23 protein-coding genes are annotated in these 23,378 nt (G+C 37.9%); 18 read left to right on the top strand and 5 right to left on the bottom strand.

What is annotated here, in order from left to right; translation table 11 throughout:
- The first annotated feature begins 48 nt into the window (after positions 1–48).
- Both desA and PTI45_RS07015 read left to right on the top strand, forming a co-directional pair.
- Positions 49–1,092 (top strand): Delta(5) desaturase DesA, encoded by a 1,044-nt coding sequence (gene desA, locus PTI45_RS07020; RefSeq protein WP_069326822.1) that lies wholly within the window; start codon positions 49–51, stop codon positions 1,090–1,092.
- Between the two features lie 57 nt (positions 1,093–1,149).
- Positions 1,150–1,530, top strand: coding sequence for a response regulator (locus PTI45_RS07015; protein ID WP_069326821.1), 381 nt, complete (start codon positions 1,150–1,152; stop codon positions 1,528–1,530).
- A gap of 78 nt (positions 1,531–1,608) precedes the next feature.
- Here PTI45_RS07015 and PTI45_RS07010 read toward each other — a convergent pair whose 3' ends face one another.
- Positions 1,609–2,640: a BtrH N-terminal domain-containing protein gene (locus tag PTI45_RS07010; protein WP_069326820.1), complete on the bottom strand. Its 1,032-nt coding sequence runs from the start codon at positions 2,638–2,640 to the stop codon at positions 1,609–1,611.
- 203 nt (positions 2,641–2,843) lie between these two features.
- Here PTI45_RS07010 and htpG point away from each other — a divergent pair, with 203 nt between their 5' ends.
- From htpG to PTI45_RS06990, 4 genes are all read left to right on the top strand, one after another.
- Positions 2,844–4,742 (top strand): molecular chaperone HtpG, encoded by a 1,899-nt coding sequence (gene htpG, locus PTI45_RS07005; RefSeq protein ID WP_069326819.1) that lies wholly within the window; start codon positions 2,844–2,846, stop codon positions 4,740–4,742.
- A 359-nt stretch (positions 4,743–5,101) separates the two neighbouring features.
- A complete protein-coding gene (locus PTI45_RS07000; RefSeq protein ID WP_069326818.1) occupies positions 5,102–6,802 on the top strand; it encodes a methyl-accepting chemotaxis protein in 1,701 nt (566 codons plus the stop codon).
- A 184-nt stretch (positions 6,803–6,986) separates the two neighbouring features.
- Entirely contained in the window at positions 6,987–7,604 is a 618-nt protein-coding gene (locus PTI45_RS06995) for a DUF6707 family protein (RefSeq protein ID WP_069326817.1), read from the top strand.
- An 85-nt stretch (positions 7,605–7,689) separates the two neighbouring features.
- Complete coding sequence (locus PTI45_RS06990) at positions 7,690–7,977, top strand: hypothetical protein (protein WP_069326816.1); 288 nt, start codon at positions 7,690–7,692, stop codon at positions 7,975–7,977.
- Positions 7,978–8,065: 88 nt separating this feature from the next.
- Here PTI45_RS06990 and PTI45_RS06985 read toward each other — a convergent pair whose 3' ends face one another.
- Positions 8,066–10,315, bottom strand: coding sequence for a hypothetical protein (locus PTI45_RS06985; protein ID WP_069326815.1), 2,250 nt, complete (start codon positions 10,313–10,315; stop codon positions 8,066–8,068).
- Between the two features lie 190 nt (positions 10,316–10,505).
- Here PTI45_RS06985 and PTI45_RS06980 point away from each other — a divergent pair, with 190 nt between their 5' ends.
- The 4 genes from PTI45_RS06980 to PTI45_RS06965 all read left to right on the top strand — a co-directional run bounded on the left by PTI45_RS06980 (position 10,506) and on the right by PTI45_RS06965 (position 12,591).
- Positions 10,506–10,682, top strand: coding sequence for a DUF3934 family protein (locus PTI45_RS06980; protein ID WP_069326814.1), 177 nt, complete (start codon positions 10,506–10,508; stop codon positions 10,680–10,682).
- A gap of 93 nt (positions 10,683–10,775) precedes the next feature.
- Positions 10,776–11,231, top strand: coding sequence for a HEAT repeat domain-containing protein (locus tag PTI45_RS06975; protein ID WP_069326813.1), 456 nt, complete (start codon positions 10,776–10,778; stop codon positions 11,229–11,231).
- 59 nt (positions 11,232–11,290) lie between these two features.
- On the top strand, positions 11,291–11,557 hold the full coding sequence (locus tag PTI45_RS06970) for a NifU N-terminal domain-containing protein (protein ID WP_069326812.1): 267 nt from the start codon (positions 11,291–11,293) through the stop codon (positions 11,555–11,557).
- A 197-nt stretch (positions 11,558–11,754) separates the two neighbouring features.
- Positions 11,755–12,591: a DUF4261 domain-containing protein gene (locus PTI45_RS06965; RefSeq protein WP_083243394.1), complete on the top strand. Its 837-nt coding sequence runs from the start codon at positions 11,755–11,757 to the stop codon at positions 12,589–12,591.
- Positions 12,592–12,751: 160 nt separating this feature from the next.
- Here PTI45_RS06965 and PTI45_RS06960 read toward each other — a convergent pair whose 3' ends face one another.
- Positions 12,752–13,669, bottom strand: a complete 918-nt coding sequence (locus PTI45_RS06960) for an AraC family transcriptional regulator (RefSeq protein WP_245703445.1) — start codon at positions 13,667–13,669, stop codon at positions 12,752–12,754.
- Positions 13,670–13,797: 128 nt separating this feature from the next.
- On the opposite strand from PTI45_RS06960, the gene PTI45_RS06955 reads away from it, so the two are divergent.
- The 3 genes from PTI45_RS06955 (at position 13,798) to PTI45_RS06945 (ending at position 17,051) form a co-directional block, all read left to right on the top strand.
- Positions 13,798–14,634 (top strand): sugar phosphate isomerase/epimerase family protein, encoded by an 837-nt coding sequence (locus tag PTI45_RS06955; RefSeq protein ID WP_069326811.1) that lies wholly within the window; start codon positions 13,798–13,800, stop codon positions 14,632–14,634.
- A gap of 14 nt (positions 14,635–14,648) precedes the next feature.
- Positions 14,649–15,680: a Gfo/Idh/MocA family protein gene (locus tag PTI45_RS06950; protein WP_069326810.1), complete on the top strand. Its 1,032-nt coding sequence runs from the start codon at positions 14,649–14,651 to the stop codon at positions 15,678–15,680.
- A 186-nt stretch (positions 15,681–15,866) separates the two neighbouring features.
- On the top strand, positions 15,867–17,051 hold the full coding sequence (locus PTI45_RS06945) for an MFS transporter (RefSeq protein ID WP_139129221.1): 1,185 nt from the start codon (positions 15,867–15,869) through the stop codon (positions 17,049–17,051).
- 75 nt (positions 17,052–17,126) lie between these two features.
- On the opposite strand, the gene PTI45_RS06940 is transcribed toward PTI45_RS06945, so the two are convergent.
- Both PTI45_RS06940 and PTI45_RS06935 read right to left on the bottom strand, forming a co-directional pair.
- Complete coding sequence (locus PTI45_RS06940; protein WP_069326808.1) at positions 17,127–17,708, bottom strand: LOG family protein; 582 nt, start codon at positions 17,706–17,708, stop codon at positions 17,127–17,129.
- Positions 17,709–17,861: 153 nt separating this feature from the next.
- The gene (locus tag PTI45_RS06935) at positions 17,862–19,073 is read right to left on the bottom strand and encodes a stalk domain-containing protein (protein WP_425415571.1); all 1,212 of its coding nucleotides are present in this window, start codon (positions 19,071–19,073) and stop codon (positions 17,862–17,864) included.
- A gap of 387 nt (positions 19,074–19,460) precedes the next feature.
- On the opposite strand from PTI45_RS06935, the gene PTI45_RS06930 reads away from it, so the two are divergent.
- The 5 genes from PTI45_RS06930 (at position 19,461) to PTI45_RS06910 (ending at position 23,326) form a co-directional block, all read left to right on the top strand.
- Positions 19,461–20,231, top strand: coding sequence for an SDR family NAD(P)-dependent oxidoreductase (locus PTI45_RS06930; protein WP_175425135.1), 771 nt, complete (start codon positions 19,461–19,463; stop codon positions 20,229–20,231).
- 211 nt (positions 20,232–20,442) lie between these two features.
- On the top strand, positions 20,443–21,117 hold the full coding sequence (locus PTI45_RS06925) for a Na-translocating system protein MpsC family protein (RefSeq protein WP_069326806.1): 675 nt from the start codon (positions 20,443–20,445) through the stop codon (positions 21,115–21,117).
- 121 nt (positions 21,118–21,238) lie between these two features.
- Entirely contained in the window at positions 21,239–21,646 is a 408-nt protein-coding gene (locus tag PTI45_RS06920) for a response regulator (protein WP_069326805.1), read from the top strand.
- 145 nt (positions 21,647–21,791) lie between these two features.
- On the top strand, positions 21,792–22,472 hold the full coding sequence (locus PTI45_RS06915; RefSeq protein WP_069326804.1) for a Na-translocating system protein MpsC family protein: 681 nt from the start codon (positions 21,792–21,794) through the stop codon (positions 22,470–22,472).
- Positions 22,473–22,606: 134 nt separating this feature from the next.
- Positions 22,607–23,326 carry a Na-translocating system protein MpsC family protein gene (locus tag PTI45_RS06910; RefSeq protein WP_241669266.1) on the top strand — a complete coding sequence of 240 codons (720 nt, stop codon included), beginning with the start codon at positions 22,607–22,609 and terminating at the stop codon, positions 23,324–23,326.
- The last annotated feature ends 52 nt before the right edge of the window (positions 23,327–23,378 follow it).

The raw sequence follows: 23,378 nt of genomic DNA, 5'->3' as shown, positions 1-23,378 counted from the left end.
ATTGTGAAGTAGGTTACGAATCGATCCCAAGAGAGGAAGCACCCAAATATGTCCACTGCGCGTGTGACGAAAGATCAAGACAATTGGCGTAAAAGTTTAGCTCCCTATGAGAAATCAAACACGAAATACAGTGTATGGCAACTGATTAATACACTTGTTCCATTTTTCGGTCTATGGTATCTTGCATACCTTAGTTTATCAGTATCCTACTGGTTGACTATCCCTATTATGGTACTTGCTGGCGGATTCTTAGTTCGCACCTTTATTATTTTTCATGATTGCTGTCATCGTTCCTTTTTCAAAAACCGTAAAGCAAATACTATTGTAGGTAACATTACAGGTATTATGACTTTATGTTCTTATGATCAATGGCGTTATAGCCACTCTATGCATCACGCAACTAATGGTAATTTAGATAAACGCGGAACAGGCGATATCTGGACATTAACTGTGAACGAATATTTAGCATTATCTCCATTACGTCGTTGGGTGTACCGTATGTATCGTAATCCGATGATTATGTTTACGATCGGTCCTATTTATACATTTTTATTGATCTACCGTTTTAACCGTAAAGGTGCTCCGAAAAAAGAGCGTATGAATACGTATATGGTTAACGTAGCGCTTGTTGTAATTATCGGTTTGCTGTGCTGGGGAATCGGTTGGCAAGCATTTCTAATGATTCAAGGTCCAATCTTCTTTATGTCTGGCGTAGGCGGTATCTGGTTGTTCTATGTACAGCATCAGTTTGAAGAAAGTTACTTTGAAGAAGAAGAAAACTGGAATTATGTTAAAGCGGCTATGCATGGTAGCTCTTTCTACAAACTTCCTAGAGTATTGCACTGGATTACTGGTAACATCGGTTTCCACCATATTCATCATTTAAGCTCACGTGTACCCAATTACTTCTTGGAGTCCGCGCATAATACAAGTCCTGTATTGCAAGATGTACAGACAATTACATTATTGACTAGCTTGCAGTCGTTACGTTTCCGTATTTGGAATGAAGATACGAAGAAATTTATCGGCTTCAAAGATATTGATACTTCACTTAAAGTGAAGAACAAAAAACAACATCAAAAAGCAGGTTAACGATCGGATAGATGTATCACCAGGTTTATTAGAGAGGTGGTCTATTCTTCCGAATATATGACAACAAAAAACCTTGAGATCTTGATTGCTGATGACAATGATATTAACCGGTATGTGTTAATGGAAATGTTGAGGAAATTAGGGCATAAAGTCAAAGGTGCAAGGCATGGTAAAGAAGCTGTACAACTGGCTGCGCAACATTCATACGATATGATATTTATGGATTTGCGTATGCCAGAATTGGGTGGGATTGAAGCTGTTCAACAGATTCGATCTGCCATTTCAGAAAATGAGAAACAGCCTTATATTATTGCTTGTTCTACTGATCTTCTGAATGTAGATTTACTTTCAGAATCTAAAATGAACGCCTATATCAGTAAACCTTTACGCAAACGAGTGATTGAAGAAGCACTCAGCGATTGGGAAGATTTACGATAAACGATAATATGTCAAAAAAGAACTGCTCCGCAAAGGGCAGTTCTTTTTTTGTGTTTTTTGACGGGAGATACAGACCCGCTACCCGATAGAAGTATGAGCTGGGGATAGCTTGAGGTTGAGTACTCGCATCTGTTCCATATGCAAAATAGTATAGGCGATATCTTCTTCCATTGCGGCAATCGCTTTAATCTTTTCAGGCAATGTACTAAAGATATGTTCTTTGTTAGATTTGGGTTCATATAATTTGAGATACATCATACGGACAATCGACCAACTTTTGATAGATTGTTCAAAAGCGGCTCGTATACGTTGTATATTTACATTTTCAGTATCCGCATAATGTTCTAACCATCTCAAAAACTGCATACGGGCTTGAATAATATACAATAATTCAAGATGTAACTTATTAGCAGCACCCAGATCGAATTGGTTCATTTCTGTCACCGCTAACTGATAACATTCTTCGAATCGATCAGCAAATGTACGCATCGAATCAAAAATAGAATAGCTTTGAGGTTGGAGCCCAAGATTGGTTTTGGCAATATTCAGTAATAATGAATCTATATCCATCTCTTCAGTATGAGCAGTACGAGTAGTAGGCGAGAATGTCATCACTTCATTAAGAAAGCCCTGACTAAAATCAGCTACACTTTGCTTATAATTATGAGTCATATAGGAGACATCTGTGCAAGAGAATACATCCGTCTGTGCATCATAATCAACAATAATAAAAAAGTGTGTGTTATGCAGAGTATGATAATTATCAGGAAACCATGGGCAAGAGAATGCATCACATTTAACCAATACAGGTCGACCTGCTTCAAGTTCTTGATGAATTTTGCGGAGCGCATCCGGTAAAGCGATATTACGATGAAGCATAGAATCTACATTGGCATATTTTAAAATCTCTTCATACGTATAGGTTTCTTGACCTAGCGAATGATAAGGAAGATCATGTTGATCGAATCGTGAAAACGTCCATGACTGCTGAAAAGCGTGTAAGTAATCGTTACCAAAATAAGAGATAGCGGTTGCAATATTCCCATTGAAACAAGACCAGTCGAATCCAGATAAAGGTTTCAAATCAAGCAAATTGGAAAAGGAAGACATATATAATTTCGCTCCTTATCTTCATATGTGTATAGTAAGAACATCTTATGTATGTTGTTATCATACTACTGCCAGATATAAGAAACAAATTAAGTGATAAGAATTGACATTCAAAATCAGTATATGGTATATAAAAGGTAGCGATTAGCACTCGTATTGTCAGAGTGCTAAAAAAAGCAGAATCGAAGGGAGACTTACTTTTCATGACTACCAAGCAATTTAAAGCGGAATCCAAACGATTATTAGAAATGATGATTAACTCTATCTATACGCAAAAGGAGATCTTTTTGCGCGAATTAATCTCTAATGCAAGCGATGCGATTGATAAAATTTACTATAAAGCATTAACCGATGATTCTTTGACATTCCACAAAGAAGATTATTATATCAAAGTATCTGCGGATAAAGCGTCTAGAACGTTAACAATTGCTGATACAGGGATTGGTATGACCGAAGAAGACCTTGAGAACAATCTAGGAATTATCGCCAAAAGTGGATCGCTTGCTTTCAAAAAGGAAAATGAAGCAAAAGACGGTCACAATATTATTGGTCAATTCGGTGTAGGCTTCTATGCGGCGTTTATGGTGGCAGATGAAGTAACTGTAACGAGTAAAGCGTTAGGTAGTGATCAAGCGTTCCTGTGGCATTCTGAAGGAACAGAAGGCTATTCAATCACACCAACAGAGAAAGACACTGTAGGAACCGTGATTACGCTCAAAATCAAAGAAAATACAGAAGATGATCAATACGATGAATATTTGGAAGAATATCGTCTAAAAGCGATCATTAAGAAATATTCTGACTTTATCCGCTACCCGATCAAAATGGATATCAGCGGCAGTCGTCCTGTAGAAACAGAAAGCACGGACGAAAATGCTGAACCAGAATATGTAGAATACACAGAAGAACAGACTGTGAACAGTATGATTCCGATCTGGCGCAAAAACAAAAGCGAGCTAACCGACGCAGATTACGAGAACTTTTATAATGAAAAACGTTATGGTTTTGACAAACCACTGAAGCATGTTCATATCAGCGCAGATGGAGCTGTTGTCTATAACGCGATTCTATTTATTCCAGAAAATACACCGTTTGATTATTACACCAAAGAGTATGAAAAAGGCTTAGAACTATACTCTAATGGCGTATTGATTATGGATAAATGTAGCGATCTATTGCCTGATTACTTTAGTTTTGTGAAAGGGATGGTCGATTCGGAAGACTTGTCTCTTAACATTTCACGTGAAATGCTACAACATGATCGTCAATTGAAATTAATCGCTAAAAATATCAAAAACAAAATCAAAGGTCAATTGCAATCGATGCTCAAAGAAGAGCGTGAGAACTATGAGAAGTTCTACCAATCGTTCGGCAGACAATTGAAATTCGGCGTCTATAACGAATATGGTATGCACAAAGAAGACTTGCAAGACATTCTTTTGTTCGCGTCTTCCCATGAGAAGAAATTAGTAACACTGGACGAGTATGTATCCAGAATGCCAGAAGATCAGAAGTTCATCTACTATGCAGCAGGTGAATCGATCGAACGTATTGAGAAATTACCGCAAACTGAAATGGTATCTGATAAAGGGTATGAAATTCTATACTTTACAGATGATATTGATGAATTTGCTATTAAAATGATCAACACATACAAAGATAAAGCATTCAAATCTGTATCTAGTGGCGATCTTGGAATCGAACCGGATGAGAAAGATCAAACTACAGAAGCAGAAGAAAACGAAAATAAAGATCTATTCGAAGCGATGAAAGCGACTTTGGCAGGTAAAGTATCCAATGTCAAAGCATCCAAACGTCTAAGATCGCACCCTGTCTGCTTATCTACAGAAGGCGAACTATCGATTGAAATGGAAAAAATTCTTCAAGCGATGCCAGATGGTGGCGGAGTGAAAGCTGATAAAGTATTGGAAATCAACGTAAACCATGATGTATTCCAATCGCTGAAAAATGCGCTTGAAAACGATAAAGACAAGTTGAACCTGTATACGAACTTACTATACAATCAAGCATTGTTGATCGAAGGTCTACCGGTACAAGATCCAGTAGAATTCACCAACGATATTTGTAAAGTGATGGTTTAAATTCAATAGTTAATCTATAAAAAATAAAAGCACAAAAAAACTCCTTATGATTAAGGAGTTTTTTTGTGTTTTTATTCGTCAATAAACGACAAAATAATATTTTTTACAACAAATGGTGGATTTGCTATACATATTTAAATTAGTACTACCGACATATAAATATAGTTAAATTTGAAGCTAATGTATTGCTAAAGTCTTAATTGATCAAAATTTAAGCTGCTAAGTCATTAGTTTGAATAACGATATACTTCAAAATTCTAATTAGATAAACATCATAGATAGAGGTTGGTGATATGAAGTAATACACAATCAGGCATTACTAATAAAAACTAAAAAACTTTCAGAGGGGTTTATTGAATATGAAGAATCTAAGTGTTCGTACCAAAATTGTAATTTTAATTATTATTAATCTACTATTATTGCTTGCTTTAGGCTTTAACGGTACGACTTCAACAAAACAAATGTCTAACATTGCAACAGATATGTACGAGAAAAATATGAAACCTGTGATGGCTATGGATCAGATTATTATTAATTATAGTAACAATGCCAAACGCCTATTAATACTTACGCGTACAACAGATATGACGGAAAGAGAAACATTGATAAAAGAAGTGGCTACAACAGCTTCGGATACAGGTAAACAATACGAATTGCTTAAACAAACGACTCTTAGTCCTGAAAATCAGCAAAATTTAGCTAATCTTACAGAAACAAATATAGCATTTTCAGACGCTCGGCAGAATATTTTAGATGCGGTAGGTGCAGGCGATCTTACGACTGCTCAGTCAAATTACACTGATTTAGAAAATACACGTATTACTTTGAATAAATATTTAGATACTTTGCGTACCAGTATGGTAAATGAAGCCAATCAAAGTAAAGTTACGGCTGATAATACGTATAGTCGGTCTACTATAGTTATGGTTACTTTTATTATTATTGGATTGCTCGTGTCTTTGTTAGTCGGCTTATGGATTGCATTACTTATTTCACGTCCATTACGTAAAGTTCAACAATTGATGAATCAAGCGGCTCAAGGGGATCTTACAACAGCAGCAGATTACCAGGCAAAAGATGAAATTGGTCAGGTTGCTACCGCTTTTAATACGCTTATAGCAAGTATGCGTAAAATTATTAAAAGTGTAGATGAAAGTGCAATGACGCTGTCTGCATCTTCGGAAGAGTTAACCGCTAGTGCAGAGCAAACAGCACAGGCTTCTTCTCATATTGCTACGTCTTCTGGCGAATTAGCAACTGGCTTTACCTCCCAGACCCAAACAGTTATTCAAGTGACAGATTCGGTAAATGGAATGGCACGTCAGATGGATCAAATCTCTCATACGAGCCAACAAGTGGGCGAAATGACCGAAAACATGCAACAAACTGCTGAAAAAGGAATTGATGAAGTACGAGATATTACAAATCGTATTGAACAATTATCAAGCGATATTCATTCTACATTAAATGTGCTTACGAATCTAAATGCGAAATCAGAGCAGATTGGATTTGCTTCTTCCGCTATTCAGCAGATTGCTCAACAAACCAATCTATTAGCACTTAACGCTTCTATTGAAGCCGCGCGTGCAGGTGATGCTGGACGAGGATTTGCCGTAGTTGCTGATGAAATCCGTAAACTGGCTGAAAGTTCAGCGAGCTCTTCCACTACAATTACTAGCTTGATCAAAGATGTACAACAAGAAAGTCAAAGTGCTGTCGATAAAGCAAAAGGTTCTGTACACAGTGTTCAAGCTAGTATTGATGGAGGACAACGGGTCACAGTTGCATTTGAAGCGATTCAGCAATCTATTAATACAACTGTCCAACAAACCAATTCAACAAATACATTAATCAATAATGCCACTCAAGAAACTCAAAAAGTTGCCGAAGCGATGGAACATTTAAGTGCACTATCACAGCAAGGTTCTGCGGGTATTGATGAAATGAATGCGGCTAGTGAAGAACAGTTATCTACAATGGAAGATGTAGCTTCATCTGCTCGTCATCTATCACAGTTAGCAGAAGAATTACAACAATTGATCGCTTTCTGCAAAGTATAATTTTCGACTAGATCAGGTATACTATCTTTATATCGCACAACGATAATTAGCAAATATAACAACCAATAGAGCCACGACCTTCTCACATTGTTTCGAGAAAAGGTTGTGGCTTTATGTTAAGATCATGAAGAAGTGGAAGCAACTAGAATATAATAAAGCTATATTTCAGATGGAGGGGATTACGATGCAATTAAAAGAAGTATTTACCCGTATCGAAAAGAAAGCAGAACTACATTCATACATAGAGCAGATTCCAGCCAAATATAAAAAGATCCAAAAAGCGTATCTGGCGGCATTGGTGAAATTAAGTTATCTCTTATATATCACTCAAAGCGATCAGAAGCCACAGATCAAAGAGTTACTGGATGAACTGTCCCAGATTCCGTTTGCAGAAAATTATGATTATTGGACATGGGTAGAGCATGCTTTGATTTTGCAAGCACGAATCGCTCGTGAAGAAGGACAGTCAGATGTCTACGGTCAAGCTATCAAACGGATAGACGATGCACTCCAGACAGGCGAAGAAGATGTAGTGAAAGTGAAGCACAATGTACAAGACCGATTTGTAAAAGGTGAGACATTAACCACCCAAACGATAGATGCAGCGATCGGGCAGAAGAAACCCTCTATGGAATGTGAACAGCGTATTTTGTATATCCTGAAGCTTTTCAAAATTAAAGAATTAGGTGCTCAACTTCCTTATACAGATGAGAAAATAGATGCAGAGAGTCAACAGTATATAGAGCGAGTTAACGAAATTATCAAGCAAATCGGTATTCAAAAGGTGGAACCTTTCAAATGAAAAAAGGGAGAAAAATCAATTATCAGTAATAAATGTATTTAAAAATCGAATATATTTGTAAATAATGAATTGAGGAATAAATATGATGAAATGGTTTAAGTGGTTGTGGGGAGCAGTAGCACTATTTCATGTAGCATCTGTTGTATTTATGTTTATTCAAGTGAGTCATTATTTTGCACACGGATTTCCTTTGACGGGTATTTTATTAGCATTGATAATCGCAAGTCCTGGGATACTTTTACTCGGAACGACAGTAGGTGGATTGTTTTTGAAAAAAGAAGGAGCCAAAGGAACATTAGGTTATGTCATAGCTAGTCTAGTGATGGTGGCTATGTTGTTTTTATCCAAAGCCTATTTCGCTACGTTTAGTTAAAATGATAGTATAAAAAAACCTTCTCACTCTGCACATGCAAAGAAGAAGGATTTTTTCTATTTATATTCTTAATTTGTCTAAAATCTATCTACATCGAAGCATACTTCACAATCATCGCTTCTCGTGTCTGTTCATCATAAGCAATCCATAATTCATCGCCTACTTCTACACCATACACAGGTTCAATCGATTGTTCTAACACATACTCTGAACCACCACGTTGTGCCGTGATGCGTGCGATTGGGCGCTCTCCTGTAGTTCCATTAAAGGTTACAGCGATGACTTGAGCACTTCCTTGCTTGCCTTGCATCAAGCGTAGATCACGCTGAAATTCATTTTGCTTTACAGTCACTGGAAGTTGATTACCGACAGACAGAGCTAACTGTGCAGGCACATATTGACTGCTGACCTTCTGAATACGTTGGTTGTCTTGAGTCACTAATACTTCCAACAGCATCAATTGCCGTTGTTGAATATGAACGGGAAAAGACTGAATACCAATAATTTCACCTTGTAATGTAAGCTCGTCTGTTTTGTTCAAATCAGTCAGTACACCATAGCTGAGTAGACGAGTCATACCTCCAATTTGGATCAGATTTGCTTGGTCGCCTAGACGATAGTGGAATCCATTTGGTTGTACTACCGGAACAGAATAAGTCTGACCATCCAATTCAAAATGTAGCAATAATGCTTGACCTCGATTGACTGGATCATAAGTATCAATTTTTTGAAGTACAGCGTTATAAAGGATTTGAGATGGTGGTTGTGCAGGAATATCTTCGGTTGTTAGAAAAATAGCTGTCTGTTTACGACGATCGTAGCTGATCATCGCGGAATCGCCAATCGATGGCATCTGTAGGTAAGGAACTACTTTTTTGATATCTAATTTACGTAATACACCTTCATCTTCGAATTGAACAGTAAATCGAACTTGCGGTTGATCGTTGATATAGGTTCCTGTTTCCGTACGAGCAATAATCGTTGCTTGCGTTACGATTCCTGTCTGAAGTTGCTTGGCTTTGCGTCTACGTAATACGAAATGGATAATGAGCGGAATGATTAATAAAATCAAAGGAATAAGCAACCATATCAATAGATTAAATATAATCGGACCACCTTCCAAAAGATATGCTAGAAACCCATGCCACGACTTTTGCTTAGCAGGATCATTTCCTTGCCATTGCTCTACTTCAGCTGTTGTCATCTGTGTAACGGTATTACTTTGTGGATCGAACCAACCTGCCGAAGCATCGGTATCTGAATAATAAAGTGGTGTGGTCGTATTTTCTTTATAGAAGGTGAAATTGACATTGGTTAATTGATCATAGGTTTTGTTAGTGAGAAGTGGAGCGATATCTGTAAATTGTTTTGTTTTTTCATTATAAATATAACCTATTAATTTGCCGTCCGCTTCATTTTTGTTTGTTGAACCTGTTATAAGCACTTCCTGATCATTCAGCAAAACGATCTGAGCTTGATAGACAGGTTGAGGCGTAGGCAGTAATGCGCCTATTTGATCTGTTGCTTGATTGTAAAAACGAACTTGTTTTGGATCATCGCTTTCTACTTGTAATAAACGTGTTGGATTCGCTTGGAAATGTTGCACAAACTGTTGTTGAGCTTGTTTTTCGGCTTCAAAGCTCGTTTGATCAGCTTTAGCAAGATAGATAGCAGGGCGATACTGATCATCCAAAATACCACTGATATAAGCAGAAGTGCCATCTTTAAGCGTAGCTACCAGCATCGGAATGGCGACATCACTTTCAAAGCTATTAGAACTAGCATCTATAGAAGTAGGTCTAGCAGGCAACAAAGAAGGATCGCTCAAATCGACGGAATGTAGTTGTCCATTTTGTATTTCGGACATGGAAGCTGTTTGATTTTTATTCGTCCAATCATCATTGATCACGATCAGTCGGTTACGCCATGTATATGTACTGTTTTTCAAATAATCGTTCACTTTCAATGAATTACGATTCAGTTGTTTACTATTTCCATCGGCATCAATCAAATGAACAGACAGAACATCATTACTGTCTTTTGTTGCAACAACCAATTGCTTATTCTGATAAGCGACAGCAGTATCTTTGAATATATTGGAAACGAACGGGATTTCTTTCTCCAATTGATGATTGCTTACATTATAGATCATCCCTCGTAGCCCTTTTTCACCATCCGCAATACTTACTATTTTTCGACCTTGATCCAAATAAAAGATATCATGTACAGCAGACGGATTGTTTTTCAATTCTTCGATTCCGCCGGCATAATCATTCCATGCAATCATACTGATCACAATGATGGGAATTAAATAAATAAATAATCCTACTTTGCGCATGCCTATATATCTCCTATTCCATAACCTTTAATATTCGCCTCAACATATCAATATTAAATTTAACATAAGTGATGTTTGTTTTTCCAGTTGGTGGTGATATAGGGCAGGGTTTGATACAATAGAACAAAGAAGCATAGGGATGTCTGTACGTACAGGCAGATTTATGTATTACATCTAACGGAGTGATATTTTGGCTAACGCAAAAAGCAAAGGTGGAACAGGTCGCGGAACGGGCAAAAAAGGTTGGAATCGCTGGCAAGCTAGCGCTAAAAAAACCAAAAGTGCACCTAAACCTTATGCAACAAGAGCAGACAAAGATAAAAAAGGCAATTCCAAGTCTACACCGACCACTAAAAGTACAGATTAACTGTTATTTTCAGCGAAATGTCTTTCAATCGAGATAGAAGCTGAATTATAATAAAGAGTAACGGGATTTGAAAATAGAAGGGGATTGAATGTTTTGACAGAAGAATCACATTTCGAAAGTACGTCATTTGAATTACCAGAAAATTATGAAGAATTAAAAAAAGCGGCTCACCGCAAATCCGATTGGCAGGAGCGTCTAAACGCTGTCAATGAATTAGGACAATACAACCACCAGCCGATTATTGATCTGCTTACGCATATGATGAACAATGATCCAGTATATGCTGTGCAAGATGCAGCGTATAAGCAATTGCGAGGTCTAGGACAAGATGTACAACAACCATCTAAAGCGAAGCCTGAATTGTTCAAAGGATTAACTAAAACATTGATTCGTATCAAAAAAAGCTTGCCTAAAGATCATAGCTTTGAAGATTTCAAAGTGAAATTGCAAAAAATGCGTGCTGATATCTACAACACGTATGAAGGCGAAAAAGGCGAAGAGTTCGACAACTGGTTAAAAGCAAAATGGGAATCTTACGATACCAAGTAAGATGATCTGTTTAGTACCAACATCTACTCCCTAATCCAACTATCAGGAGGAATTACCCTATGGCTATCGAAATGAGTATCCAGAACACACCTAACCCGAACGCGGTCAAAATCAATGCCAATCAACATATCTTTGAAGGTCCAGCTAGCACTTCGCTTAAAGCAGGTGACAGCACAGATCATCCACTAGCAAGCGCATTGATCAGTATCGACGGTGTTGATAATATTTTTGGGATGCGTGATTTTGTAACGATAAGTAAATTACCTGATGCGAGCTGGGATGATATTATTCCACAAGTTGAAGCTGCTTTTGAGAATGCTGAGTAATTGTAGCACAATCATTAGACTTTCATTCGTACGCTAAAAGAAGAGCAGATTGCTCTTCTTTTTTTATATCATTATGAGTGCATCTATATCAAATAAAGGAACAAAAGTGAATATTAATCGCATTCCTGCTACAATATGCACAGGTTTATATTTTGTGAAATCGAACCACTATACGATCTGCGAAGGAGTATCACACTATGGGTATTTTTGATAAATTTCGTAAAAATAAAGAAGAAACAACATCATCTTCAGAATATAATAATATCGTTCCAATGCCGACCGCATTGCCAGATCAAGCGGATTCGTGGCAGACACCGATGTTGCTTGGATTTGCCTTACTCAGCAGTGAGACTTGTGATTGGGAATCCTTTATAAGTTATTTACATAAAGATGCAGAAATCGTGATTGAAAATCAGCCGAATGAAGAAAATATCGTTTTTGAAGTGGAAGGGATGCAAGTGGTGGTTGCTCATATGCCAGCACCGATTCCTAACCGTGAAGTAGAAGAATGCTGTCAGTATAATCTGCTATGGCCAGAAGCAGAGCAAGTGGTAGCGACTCATCGTTCTCATGTGATCGTAAGTGTATCCGGTGCACCGAATCCGATTGCAGGGCATTTACTCTTTACACAAATCGTAAGCAGTCTGATGCAGATGAAAGATGCTCTAGCGTTCTATATGCAACCGATGGTCGTGTCTGCGGAGAGCTATGTCGAAAGTGCTCAAATGTTGAAAGACGAAGAATTACCTGTACAATTATGGGTCTTTATCGGATTATATCAAGATGAGCAAGGTCGCTCTGCATATACAAGAGGTCTGCAAAATTTCGGAAAATACGAAATCGAAATCATTCATTCCGAGCATCCACTAAGTGATGTCTTTGAATTTACGATGATGATTGTCGATTACATTATTAGTTACGATGTGACTTTAGAGCATGGGGAAACGATTGGCTTCTCAGAAGAACAACGTCTGTCGTTAACGTTATCGCAGGGCGTAGCTGTTGAGAATGAGAGCATTAAGATTGGTTATTAAGTTGTAAGTATCTGTTTGATAGAAGTAGTGTGTGAATCCTATATAATTTTTACCTGAGAACGGCTATCTTACAAGGTAGCCGTTTTTGTGCTTGATTTGGATATGTATACGCTCATCATAGTTGTCTTAATTATAGAGTGTATTAATATCCGAGAGAACATTATAATATCCGTGATAAATTACGATAAGCACGCGGAGGAATGCCTTCGCTTTTACGAAAAATACGGCTGAAATAATGAATATCGTGATAACCGACTTGTCGTCCTATTTCTTCGATAGACCCGTTGGTTTCTCGCAATAATCGCCTTGCTTCACGATGACGTAACATCTGTACATACTCTCCAGGAGGCATACCTGCCATTTTTTTGAATACTTTGATCATATGATCCTCATTCATATTAAGTTCATGGGCAAGTCTAGCATTACTCCAATGATCCGCAGGATAAAGTTCAATCTGATTCATGATATCTAAGATTCGATCTCCTTGTACAGGTGGTTTCATATGATTATACGATTTCTGAGATCGAAGAAGTAGACCGAGAATATGTAGTAATAAGGCTTTGCAGACCAGTAGATAACCCGGTGGACGCATCGTAAATTCTTGAACCAGTTGTTCGATCAATTGCACACATGAAGGAGAAGGCAGATATAAACGCTGACTGGAAAGAGGCTCGAATCCTTCAGCTATCGCTTCAGTCGCAAATTTGGTATCGATAATCTTCTGTTCGTTCACGATTAAATCTTCATCTCGTATAATCTGAAGCTCATGAAAAAAGTCAAAATGAATACCAATAAAATGGGCATTCGGCGTAGACCTGACTTCGTTACGATGAGCAACACCTGCTGGAATCAATAACAAATGCCCTGCCGGAATCACAATACTATCATCTTCAAAATGAGTAACTGCTTCCCCTTTACGTACATATAACAGTTCAAAATCATAAATGATGCGCTGATCTAATATTCCTGTAGGTAACTTCTGATGCTGAGCATAATGAATATTCGGTGACCATTGTTCTATTGGAGAAAGGCACTGTTTACGATAAAACATCGGATGCGAAAAACCGGAATTGTCCACAAAAATCTCTCCTTCTTCTAAATCTATTTGCTCTTATTGTTGATAGAATAACGTTAATTACTTGATATATCAATAAATCTATAGCCTTTCTACTTCGTAATTAACAACTATATATCGGAGGCGGTATTGTGAAAAAAGGAATCAATATCTGGTCGTTCTCGGATCAATTAAGTATTGCAGAATGCGCACACATCGCAAAAGATGCAGGCTTTGCAGGGATCGAATTATCACTTAATTCTGAAGGAGAATTAGGGCTAGATGTTACCGATTCACAATTGTCAGCGATTCGTGAAACAGTGACAAGTGAAGGCTTAGAAATTAGTGGATTAGCGACAGGGCTATATTGGGAATATGCGATGACTAGCGATGACCCAGCGACTCGGCAGCAAGCTATCGATATTTGTCGTAAGCAATTGGAAGTAGCCGCTGCACTAGAAGTAGATACGATTCTAGTGATTCCGGGAGGTGTGGGAGTAGACTTTATCCCTGATTATGCTGTTGTTGCTTATAATATCGCCTACGAGCGAGCACTTGAAGCAATCAGTACATTGTCCAAAGAAGCGCAAGATATCGGTGTACAGATCGGTATTGAAAATGTATGGAATAAGTTTTTGCTTTCACCGCTTGAAATGAAAACATTTCTAGATGAGATTCATTCTGATTATGTTGGCTCTTATTTCGATGTCGGCAATGTAGTCTATTCAGGTTATCCTGAACACTGGATAGCGATTCTAGGGCAATATATCAAAAAGGTACATTTCAAAGACTATCGACGTGAAGTAGGTGGACTTGCAGGGTTTGTTGATTTGTTAGCCGGTGATGTTAATTATCCTGCTGTTGTTGCCGCTCTGCGTAAAATAGGCTATACCAACTACGTGACTGCTGAAATGATCCCTGCCTACAAATACCATTCGAATCAAATCATTTACAATACGTCTTATTCAATGGATGCAATTTTAGCATAAAGGAGGAATCAATTATGGTGAAAGTAGGATTGGTTGGTTTTGGAATGATGGGACATATGCATTTTGAAAATTATGTTCGGCTCGCAGCAGAAGGTGTAGATGTACAGCTTGTAGCCATTTGCGATATACGTATTGAAGAATTAAAGTATGAGAACGTGACAGGTAATATAGCAACAGATACAGATCACGCAGAAATGGATCTATCGGCTTACCATTTATATGATGATCTGGAGAAAATGCTGGCTGATGAGTCATTGGATGTGATTGATCTGACTTTACCAACAGACCTGCATGCTCCGATTGCTTGCGATCTTCTTGCCCGTGGATACCATGTATTCTGTGAAAAGCCGATGGCGATTCATACGTCTGCTGGTCAACAAATGGTAGATGCGGCTCATGCTCATCAGAAGCAGTTGATGATCGGGCAATGTCTGCGCTTCTGGCCTGCTTATGAATATTTACAAAAAGTGGTGACCGAGCAATCGTTGGGGCAAGTGATCAGTGCTACATTTTTCCGTGGCGGAGCAACACCTAAAGGATGGTTTGTCGAGAAAGAGCGTAGTGGTGGAGCGATGCTAGATATGCATATTCATGATGTCGATATGATTCAGTGGGTTTTTGGCTTGCCTGAGCATGTCTCTTCAATAGCACGAAATGTTGTTCCGGGTAGTGGGTATGATGTGGTATCGACCAATTATATCTATGCAGATGGCAAAGTGGTTAACGCTCAAGTCGATTGGACACTACAAGGGGATTATGGATTTGAGATGAGCTATCGGGTCAATTTTGAACAAGGTAATCTTGTCTTTATCAACGATATGGTGCAAGTCAATCCGAATAATAGTACAGGTTATACTGCTGAATTATCATCAGATCGAGGATATTATCGTCAACTTCGTTATTTTATAGAATGTCTCATAGAGGGGCAACCGATGTCACAAGCAACACCTGAAAGTACACTTCGTTCATTACAATTGGTTGAGGCAGAGATGTTGTCAGCAGATCGTGCAGGAGACAAAGTGAGTGTGACTCAGATTCTAGCCTAATTCTAGATTATTTTCATATTCAAAATTATAGAATCATTAAAACTATATTCAGATAGCGTTTGAGATAGCGCTATATAGAATATAGTTTTTTGTTTGGACTGTAAAAGGATATACCAAATTTTGAATATCATTAATTGAATTATAAGGTATAATCATAAAGCGAAAATGAATATAAAGGGGTCGCTTATGAATACAGAACAATCACAACCATTTGTGCTCCGCCAAAGTTTATTATGGATTATGGCGATTGCGTCAGGGTTAGCAGTGGCTAACTTATACTATAATCAGCCACTGCTTGCAGATATGGCGACTTCATTCGGTATTAGTCGGGATCGAGCAGGATATATCTCTACGTTTACACAGATTGGATATGCGTTAGGGATGTTGCTATTTGTACCTTTAGGTGATATTCGAGAGCGACGTAAGCTTATTTCAACCTTGTTGATTTTGGTTACGATCTCGCTGTTAGCGGCGGCAGTTTCTACTCATATTGTGTGGATGTATATTGCTAGCTTTGCGATAGGGCTGACTACTGTTGTTCCGCAGATTTTAGTTCCTTTCTCAGCTCAACTGGCTACACCGGAACAGCGGGGTAAAGTAATCGGAACCGTGATGAGTGGATTATTATTCGGCATCTTGCTAGCTCGAACAATCTCAGGATTAATCGGTGGCACATGGGGATGGCGCTGGATGTATGGTATAGCAGCAATCTTAATGTTCATCCTGTTTCTCGTTTTACGACGCAAATTACCTCATGTAGAGCCATTGATGAAATCGACATATCGCGAACTGGTCGTATCCATGGGTGGATTGATTCGCCAGTATGCTGTGCTACGTGAAGGTGCACTGATTGGTGCGCTGAATTTTGCTTCATTTAGTGTATTCTGGACATCGCTTAGCTTTTACCTTGAAGGAGAGCCTTATCATTATAGTAGTCAGATTGCAGGCTTATTCGGACTGGTGGGCGTGGTCGGTGCATTAGGTGCTCCTGTAGTGGGACGTATCGCAGATCGTATACAACCCAAATGGATTATAGGGTGTATGATAACGATCACGCTGATTTCCTTTGCCTTTTTCGGCTGGTGGGGTGGTAGCTTAATCGGTCTTATGATCGGAATCGTCCTACTGGATCTAGGCGTGCAAGGAGCACAAGTTTCTAACCAAGCCCGGATCTATGCTTTAAATGATAGTGCACGTAGCCGTCTGAATACGGTGTTGATGGTGAGTACATTTCTCGGTGGAGCAATCGGCTCGTCCGTAAGTAGTTATATGTGGAAAATCGGCGGTTGGAGTGCTGTGAGTCTATCCGGCGGAGTCTTTATGCTGTTGTCACTGCTCATCTGGAGTATTGCGAGATGGAGAAAACAATAAGGGTATCTAACAAAGAAGCAGATCATTCCGAATAGGGACGATGCTGCTTCTTTATTTTTATAGATACATCATTATTTATGTACGATCTTCAGTCAGATACGTTTTGACCGATGGATGCTTATAATGAGCAAATTGATCCAGTATGCCTTCAGGAGTGGTATCGACGATTACCATTTCTCGATACTTTTGTTGCATAAATCGTTGATTCGCCATCTGATCGAAAAGGGCAACTAATGGATCATAATAATGCTCTATATTCATCAGTCCACAAGGTTTCTCATGCAATCCTAATTGCGCCCATGTAAAAATCTCGAAGTATTCTTCCATCGTACCAGGACCACCGGGTAACACGATAAATCCATCCGACATTTCTGCCATTTTGGCTTTGCGTTCATGCATAGAATCGACAACGATCAATTCAGTCAGATGTTTATGGGCGATTTCACGAGTCTGGAGAAAATGAGGTAATATTCCGATCACGTTACCTCCTTTTTCTAAAACAGCATCAGCTACTGCACCCATCAATCCTACACTAGCCCCACCATAGATCAGTGTAATGCCACGATTAGCTAGCTCATGTCCTAAAGCGATAGCATGTTCTCGATAAGCGGATAATGCTCCATCATTTGATCCGCAAAATATAGCTATACTTTTCACTGTAACATCTCCTTTTATTTGATCTGAAAATAAGTACGGGTATCAATATAACATATAACAACGTGAGAATGAATGGATGTATTATAATCATTTAAATAAAAAAGCTTTCTCCTAAACATAAGGAAAAAGCTTTTTGAATAATAGATATTAAGCTTATTTGAACTCGATAGATTCATGCATAGTATTCCATGCGGCTTGACCTACAATACCTAATCGCCAGATCGAGATGCCTTTGAGATCATAACGTTTGGCTAGACCGATTTTGGAATTGACCGAATCAGCATTTTCGCTACCTAAAGAAATACCTAGAATCAGCTTATTTTTATTGATCTGTTTTAATGCTAATGTGATGGCTTCATCGACTTTGACAAGGGGTTCAGGGCTTTTTTCATTATCATAAGCATATGCCATAATAATAATATCATCTGCTAACGTACCTAAAGTGCGATAATCATATCCTTGATAAGAGCTGTTAAGTGGGTGAAGCACAACGGTTAATTTAAGATTTTTTTGATGAGCTTGAGTAGCTATGTTTTTGATAAATGCATTATAGTCTTTCTGCGCTTGAAGCTTATCTCCGGTTAATCCTAAGCCTTCGAAATCGAGTACAATTCCTTTAAATCCTTTTTGCGTAGCGGTATCGACAATACCTTTGATCGTTTGTTGCTGTAGTGTAAGATCTTCCAGATTCTTGGTCAATTCGCCATGTCCGTCAACAGCATAGACCATCAGATAAGGTGAAGTGCCTTGTGTTGCGGTATTCTGAATAATCGACTCTGGTGTATCAGCACCTGCGGATTGAGGCCAGCGATATTCTTTGCCTGTATCAGCAATCGTGAATTTCCCATTCAGATCAATACGACTCCAACCAAATGCCATCGTATCAAAATCAGGAATCATCGCACGCTCATCATATGAAGATAATGCGTAGAATCCCATCGTATACAGATCTTCTTGAGGAGACGTAATCGAGACAGTCTTCGTAGCTTGGTTCCATTGCACACCTGCTCCGAATTGCTGACTGAAGAAGCTGAGTGGAATCATTGTATTGTTACTAATCGTCTGTGGTGCTAACGCTAAAGAAACAGTTTTGCCATCGACTGTAGCTTGTGTACTGCCCATCGTTAAAACGACTTTTTTAGTAGTAGTAGCTTCTTTTTTGGTAGCTGTAATCGTTTTGGAAGCTTGATTCCAATGTACGTTAATCCCTAGCGCTTCTGATATCGCACGGAATGGAACCATCGTTGTCCCTTTAATAGCGACAGGCTGAACAGGAAAAGGCAAAGCATACCCATCCAACATAATGCTCACCCCACCACTTGTAGCAGCTTGAGCTACCGAAGAGGTAAACGGCAATACAGGCATAACAAGACTACCCATCAACAAAGTATGACACAACCCCAATTTAACTATCCTATTCAACTTCATTCCTCCTCAGCGTTTGGCCCTATAAACGCGACCGAATAAAATGAAAAAATGATTTTTGCAAAGCAAAATATCTTACCTCAGCGTTTGGCCCTATAAACGCGACCGAATCAAATAAAAGAATGATTTTTGCCAAGCAAAACACCATAATCTTAATCATTTTACCAAATAAAGTAATTCCGTACTATATCGTTTGAGCATCATTTCTATAGGGTTTGGACTTGATCCTATTTTTATACTATAATTTCTAACATCTGTATAAATAATGAATTATGCCACAACGCTAAGACCTATTAAGCTAAAAGTAGAAGTATAGGGAGGCACCTTATGATTGCGATCGATTTGAGTGGTAAAACAGCATTAGTCACAGGAGCAACAGGTCAGTTAGGTCGTGTTATGGCACGTACATTGGCTCAAAGTGGTGCTAATCTGATTCTTCATTATTTTCGTAATCAAGAACAAGCTTCGTTGTTACAACAAGAATTGCAGCAGCTAGGACGTTCTGTTTTTATTGTCCAAGCAGATATAGGGAACATGGATGATGTAGTTCAAATGAAGCATACATTATCGACAAATTTCGTTATGCCTGATATTGTTGTAGGTAATGCTGTTTCGCAGTATGAATGGACATCTATTTTAGAACAAAATATGCAGGATTATATAGATCAATTCCAGACAACGGTGTTACAAGCCGTCCATCTAGCTAAAGTATTCGTTCCTCATATGATAGAGCAACGATACGGTAGAATGATCGGGATTAATACGGAATGTGCGATGCAAAATGGACCGACGCAATCAGCATATGTAGCTGGAAAACGTGGTATGGACGGGATTTATCGCATTCTTGCCAAAGAAATAGGCGAGCATCAGATTACAGTCAATCAAGTCGCTCCTGGTTGGACATTAAGCGAGCGTGATCTTGGCATAGACCCTTCTGAAAGGCAAGATAGTGCGTACATTCGTCAGGTACCTTTGCAACGCAGAGGAACCGATCAAGAGATCGCCAATGTTGTAGTTTTTCTTGCTTCTGATCTAGCCAGTTATATTACAGGTGCTTATATTCCTGTCACTGGCGGTAATGTAATGCCTACAATTTAAACTATTCTTTATAAGACCATAGACAGTGATGAGCAAAAGTTGTGGATCATACTATTCATATTATGCGTACAAAAGAACTAATTATTCTAATAAATATATTTTTGATAGAGAAGTTGGTTATAATTGTAAAATAAGTTGTTTGTAAATAAAGGTAGTACCTATATTTATTAATGAAACTGAATAGATATAGGATCAGGTAGGAGCGTGTCTAGTGAATGATCAGCAACTGGTTAGTTTAGCAACTAGCTATACGACCAAGTTATTAAGAAGCCGCTTCGGAAAAGGTCCAGAATCTATATCAGTCTATGTAACAGGCAAATGCGTTATTTTTCATCTCAACAATTTTATTAGCCCTGTCGAAAAATTTTTGTTAAATCAAGAAGAAGAACAAGCTTTCCGTTACACTCGTGAATTGATCATGAAATCAATGTTGCCTGAATTAAAGAATTTTTTGAATGAGGATTTAAATCTAACGGTAGATGAGTTATATTATGATTGGGGTATTCATAACGCTTCGGGAATTATTGTTGGCTTGGATACGGCTCATTTTGAAGAACCTATAGATTATAATGGCAAACAAGAAGCACATGATCAGATACTTGATGTCACTTCCATCGTTCAAAAAAGAAGCTCTTATATTGATTCATGGTGGGTCAACTCCAAAATTTTAGTTATCTTTCGAAAGGGTATAACCATACTTCTAGAGAAAGAACTGTTTAAATTGGGATATGAACAGCAATTGAGAGTCGCTAAACGAAAGTTAGAAAAAGGATTGCTTAAAAAAAATACGAACTTAGGTCAATTGTTTGACAAAAAATTGGCGGATATTTATATTGATTGGGATTTTGATCTAGATCATAGTACGTTTGTGTATACGTTTAAATAATATAACGATAAAGAATATATGATCGGTAATGATTCAGACATGATTATGCGCTGAAATTAGGCCGAAGAACAGGTGAAACTACCTTTTCTTCGGTCTATTTTTATTTAAAGGAGGCATATCGATGAATATGAACCAAGTACAAAATGAGGTTCTTTATATTGAGGATGATGAAATTAATCTAGCCTTGATGCGTCATATCTTTTTGAAAAAGTTACCTTCGCTCAAATTAATTGAAGCCACGACGGCTAGACAAGGTATCGAGATTGCTAAAGAGCGTAAATTATCGTTAATTTTATTAGATATAGGATTACCCGATCAAGATAGATTTACAGCTTTGAAAGAAATTAAGTCATGGATGGTTCAAGAACCTACTCCGATCTGGGCAGTTAGCGCAAGTGTTTTTGAATCGGATATCAAAAATGGGCTGAATGCAGGATTTGAAAAGTATATTACGAAGCCATATGATGTACAAAAAATAGTGAAATTAATTAAAAATACGGTAACGGTTGGAACTATAAATACGAATTAGTAAACTAAGAATGATGTTTGCCAAGCCAAATCTTTTACTTTAAACAGATGTACAAGTATCTGTATAGCCGTTGTACAGATACTAAATGATGTAACATACCCAAATCTAGGAATGGAACTGGGATATTATATTGGGAGTGTAATCATTGAATCGGAAAAAATTAATTAATCAAACCACAAGTTATACTACAAAATTATTAAGAAATCGTTTCGGTAAGGGGCCTGAAGCGGTATCTGTGTATTTATGTGAACAATGTATCATTTTACATCTCAAAAACTTTTTAAGTCCAGTTGAAAAGTTTTTGCTAAGTCAGGAAGAAGAACAAGCTTTTCGTTATACGCGTGAATTGATTATGAAATCGATGTTGCCTGAACTTAGAAATTTTATGACCGAAGAGTTAGAATTAAAAGTCGTTGATCTGTACTATGACTGGGGGATATATAACGCTTCGGGAGTGATTGTAGGATTGCTGGATTATGATTTCAATGCTACTCAAGAAGACTATGAAGGTAAAGAAGAATTACATCGTGAGATTATAAGAGCCACGACTGAATTGCAAAAACCTCCGACATGGATGGACTCCTGGTGGATCAACTCCAAAACATTGTTTATTCTTCGTAAAGGAACCACTATTCTTTTGGAAAAAGAACTGATTGGTCTGGGTTATGAAAATATGTTACGGATGACTAAAGGGAAAATCGAGAAAATGTTATTAGAGCAGGAAATTCAGATCGAACCTATTTTCAACAAAAAAATAGCTGATCTTTATGTGGATTGGAGTTTTGAGAACGATCATAGTATGATTATGTATACGTTTGAAGAATAACGAAATGGGCTAGTGGTTAACATCGTAAAATGCTATAATACTTTAGCAAGGGAATCTTAATTCCTTTTTGAATATCATTATATTGAATATGCACATTTGAGTTTATTGTATTGTGATCTTTACACTCCATGTGAATGATAGAGCAAAATGGAGTATATTCGTATGGAGGCAAAGGTATGCAATACAATGAATTGGTAAGCCAAGCAACCAGTTTTGTTAGTAAAATGCTAAGAAAACGCTTTGGTAAAGGACCAGAATCAGTACATATTGTTCTGTCCGATCGCTGCATTTTGATTCATTTACGGAACTTTTTGAGTCCGGTAGAGGAATTTTTATTGAGCCAAGAGGAAGAACAAGCTTTTCGTTATACACGAGAACTGATTATGAAATCTATGTTACCTGAGCTTAAAGTGTTTTTAAATGACCATTTAGATCTGAAAGTGACAGATATGTATTATGATTGGGGTTTGCACAATTCTTCCGGCGTGATCGCTGGCTTGTTCGGTTCTAGCTGGATGGAGACAGAAGATTATCAAGGGAAAAATGAAATCCATGATCAAGTGATGAAAGTAACTGCTGAAGTTCAGAAAACACCTGCTTTTATCGACTCCTGGTGGGTTCATCCTAGATTGTTAATTATCTTTCGAAAGGGTATAACCATATTACTTGAAAAAGAATTAATTGATCTCGGTTATGAAAATATATTGAAGTCAACCAAACGTAAACTAGAAAAGCGGTTGTTAGAACAACACGTCGATCTGGAATGTATTTTACAAAAGAAATTAGTCGACCTGTATGCGGATTGGAACTTTGAACGTGATCAGAGTATGGTTGTATATGTTTTTGAAGAATAAAGAATACTGAACGATATAAATATACGGTAATGATACAGACATTATATATGCG

Origin of the sequence: Paenibacillus nuruki, assembly GCF_001721045.1 — a bacterium.
GTDB classification, from domain to species: domain Bacteria; phylum Bacillota; class Bacilli; order Paenibacillales; family Paenibacillaceae; genus Saccharibacillus; species Saccharibacillus nuruki.
The sequence above is the reverse complement of the archived record's forward strand: the minus strand, read 5'-3'. Positions and strand labels throughout refer to the sequence as shown.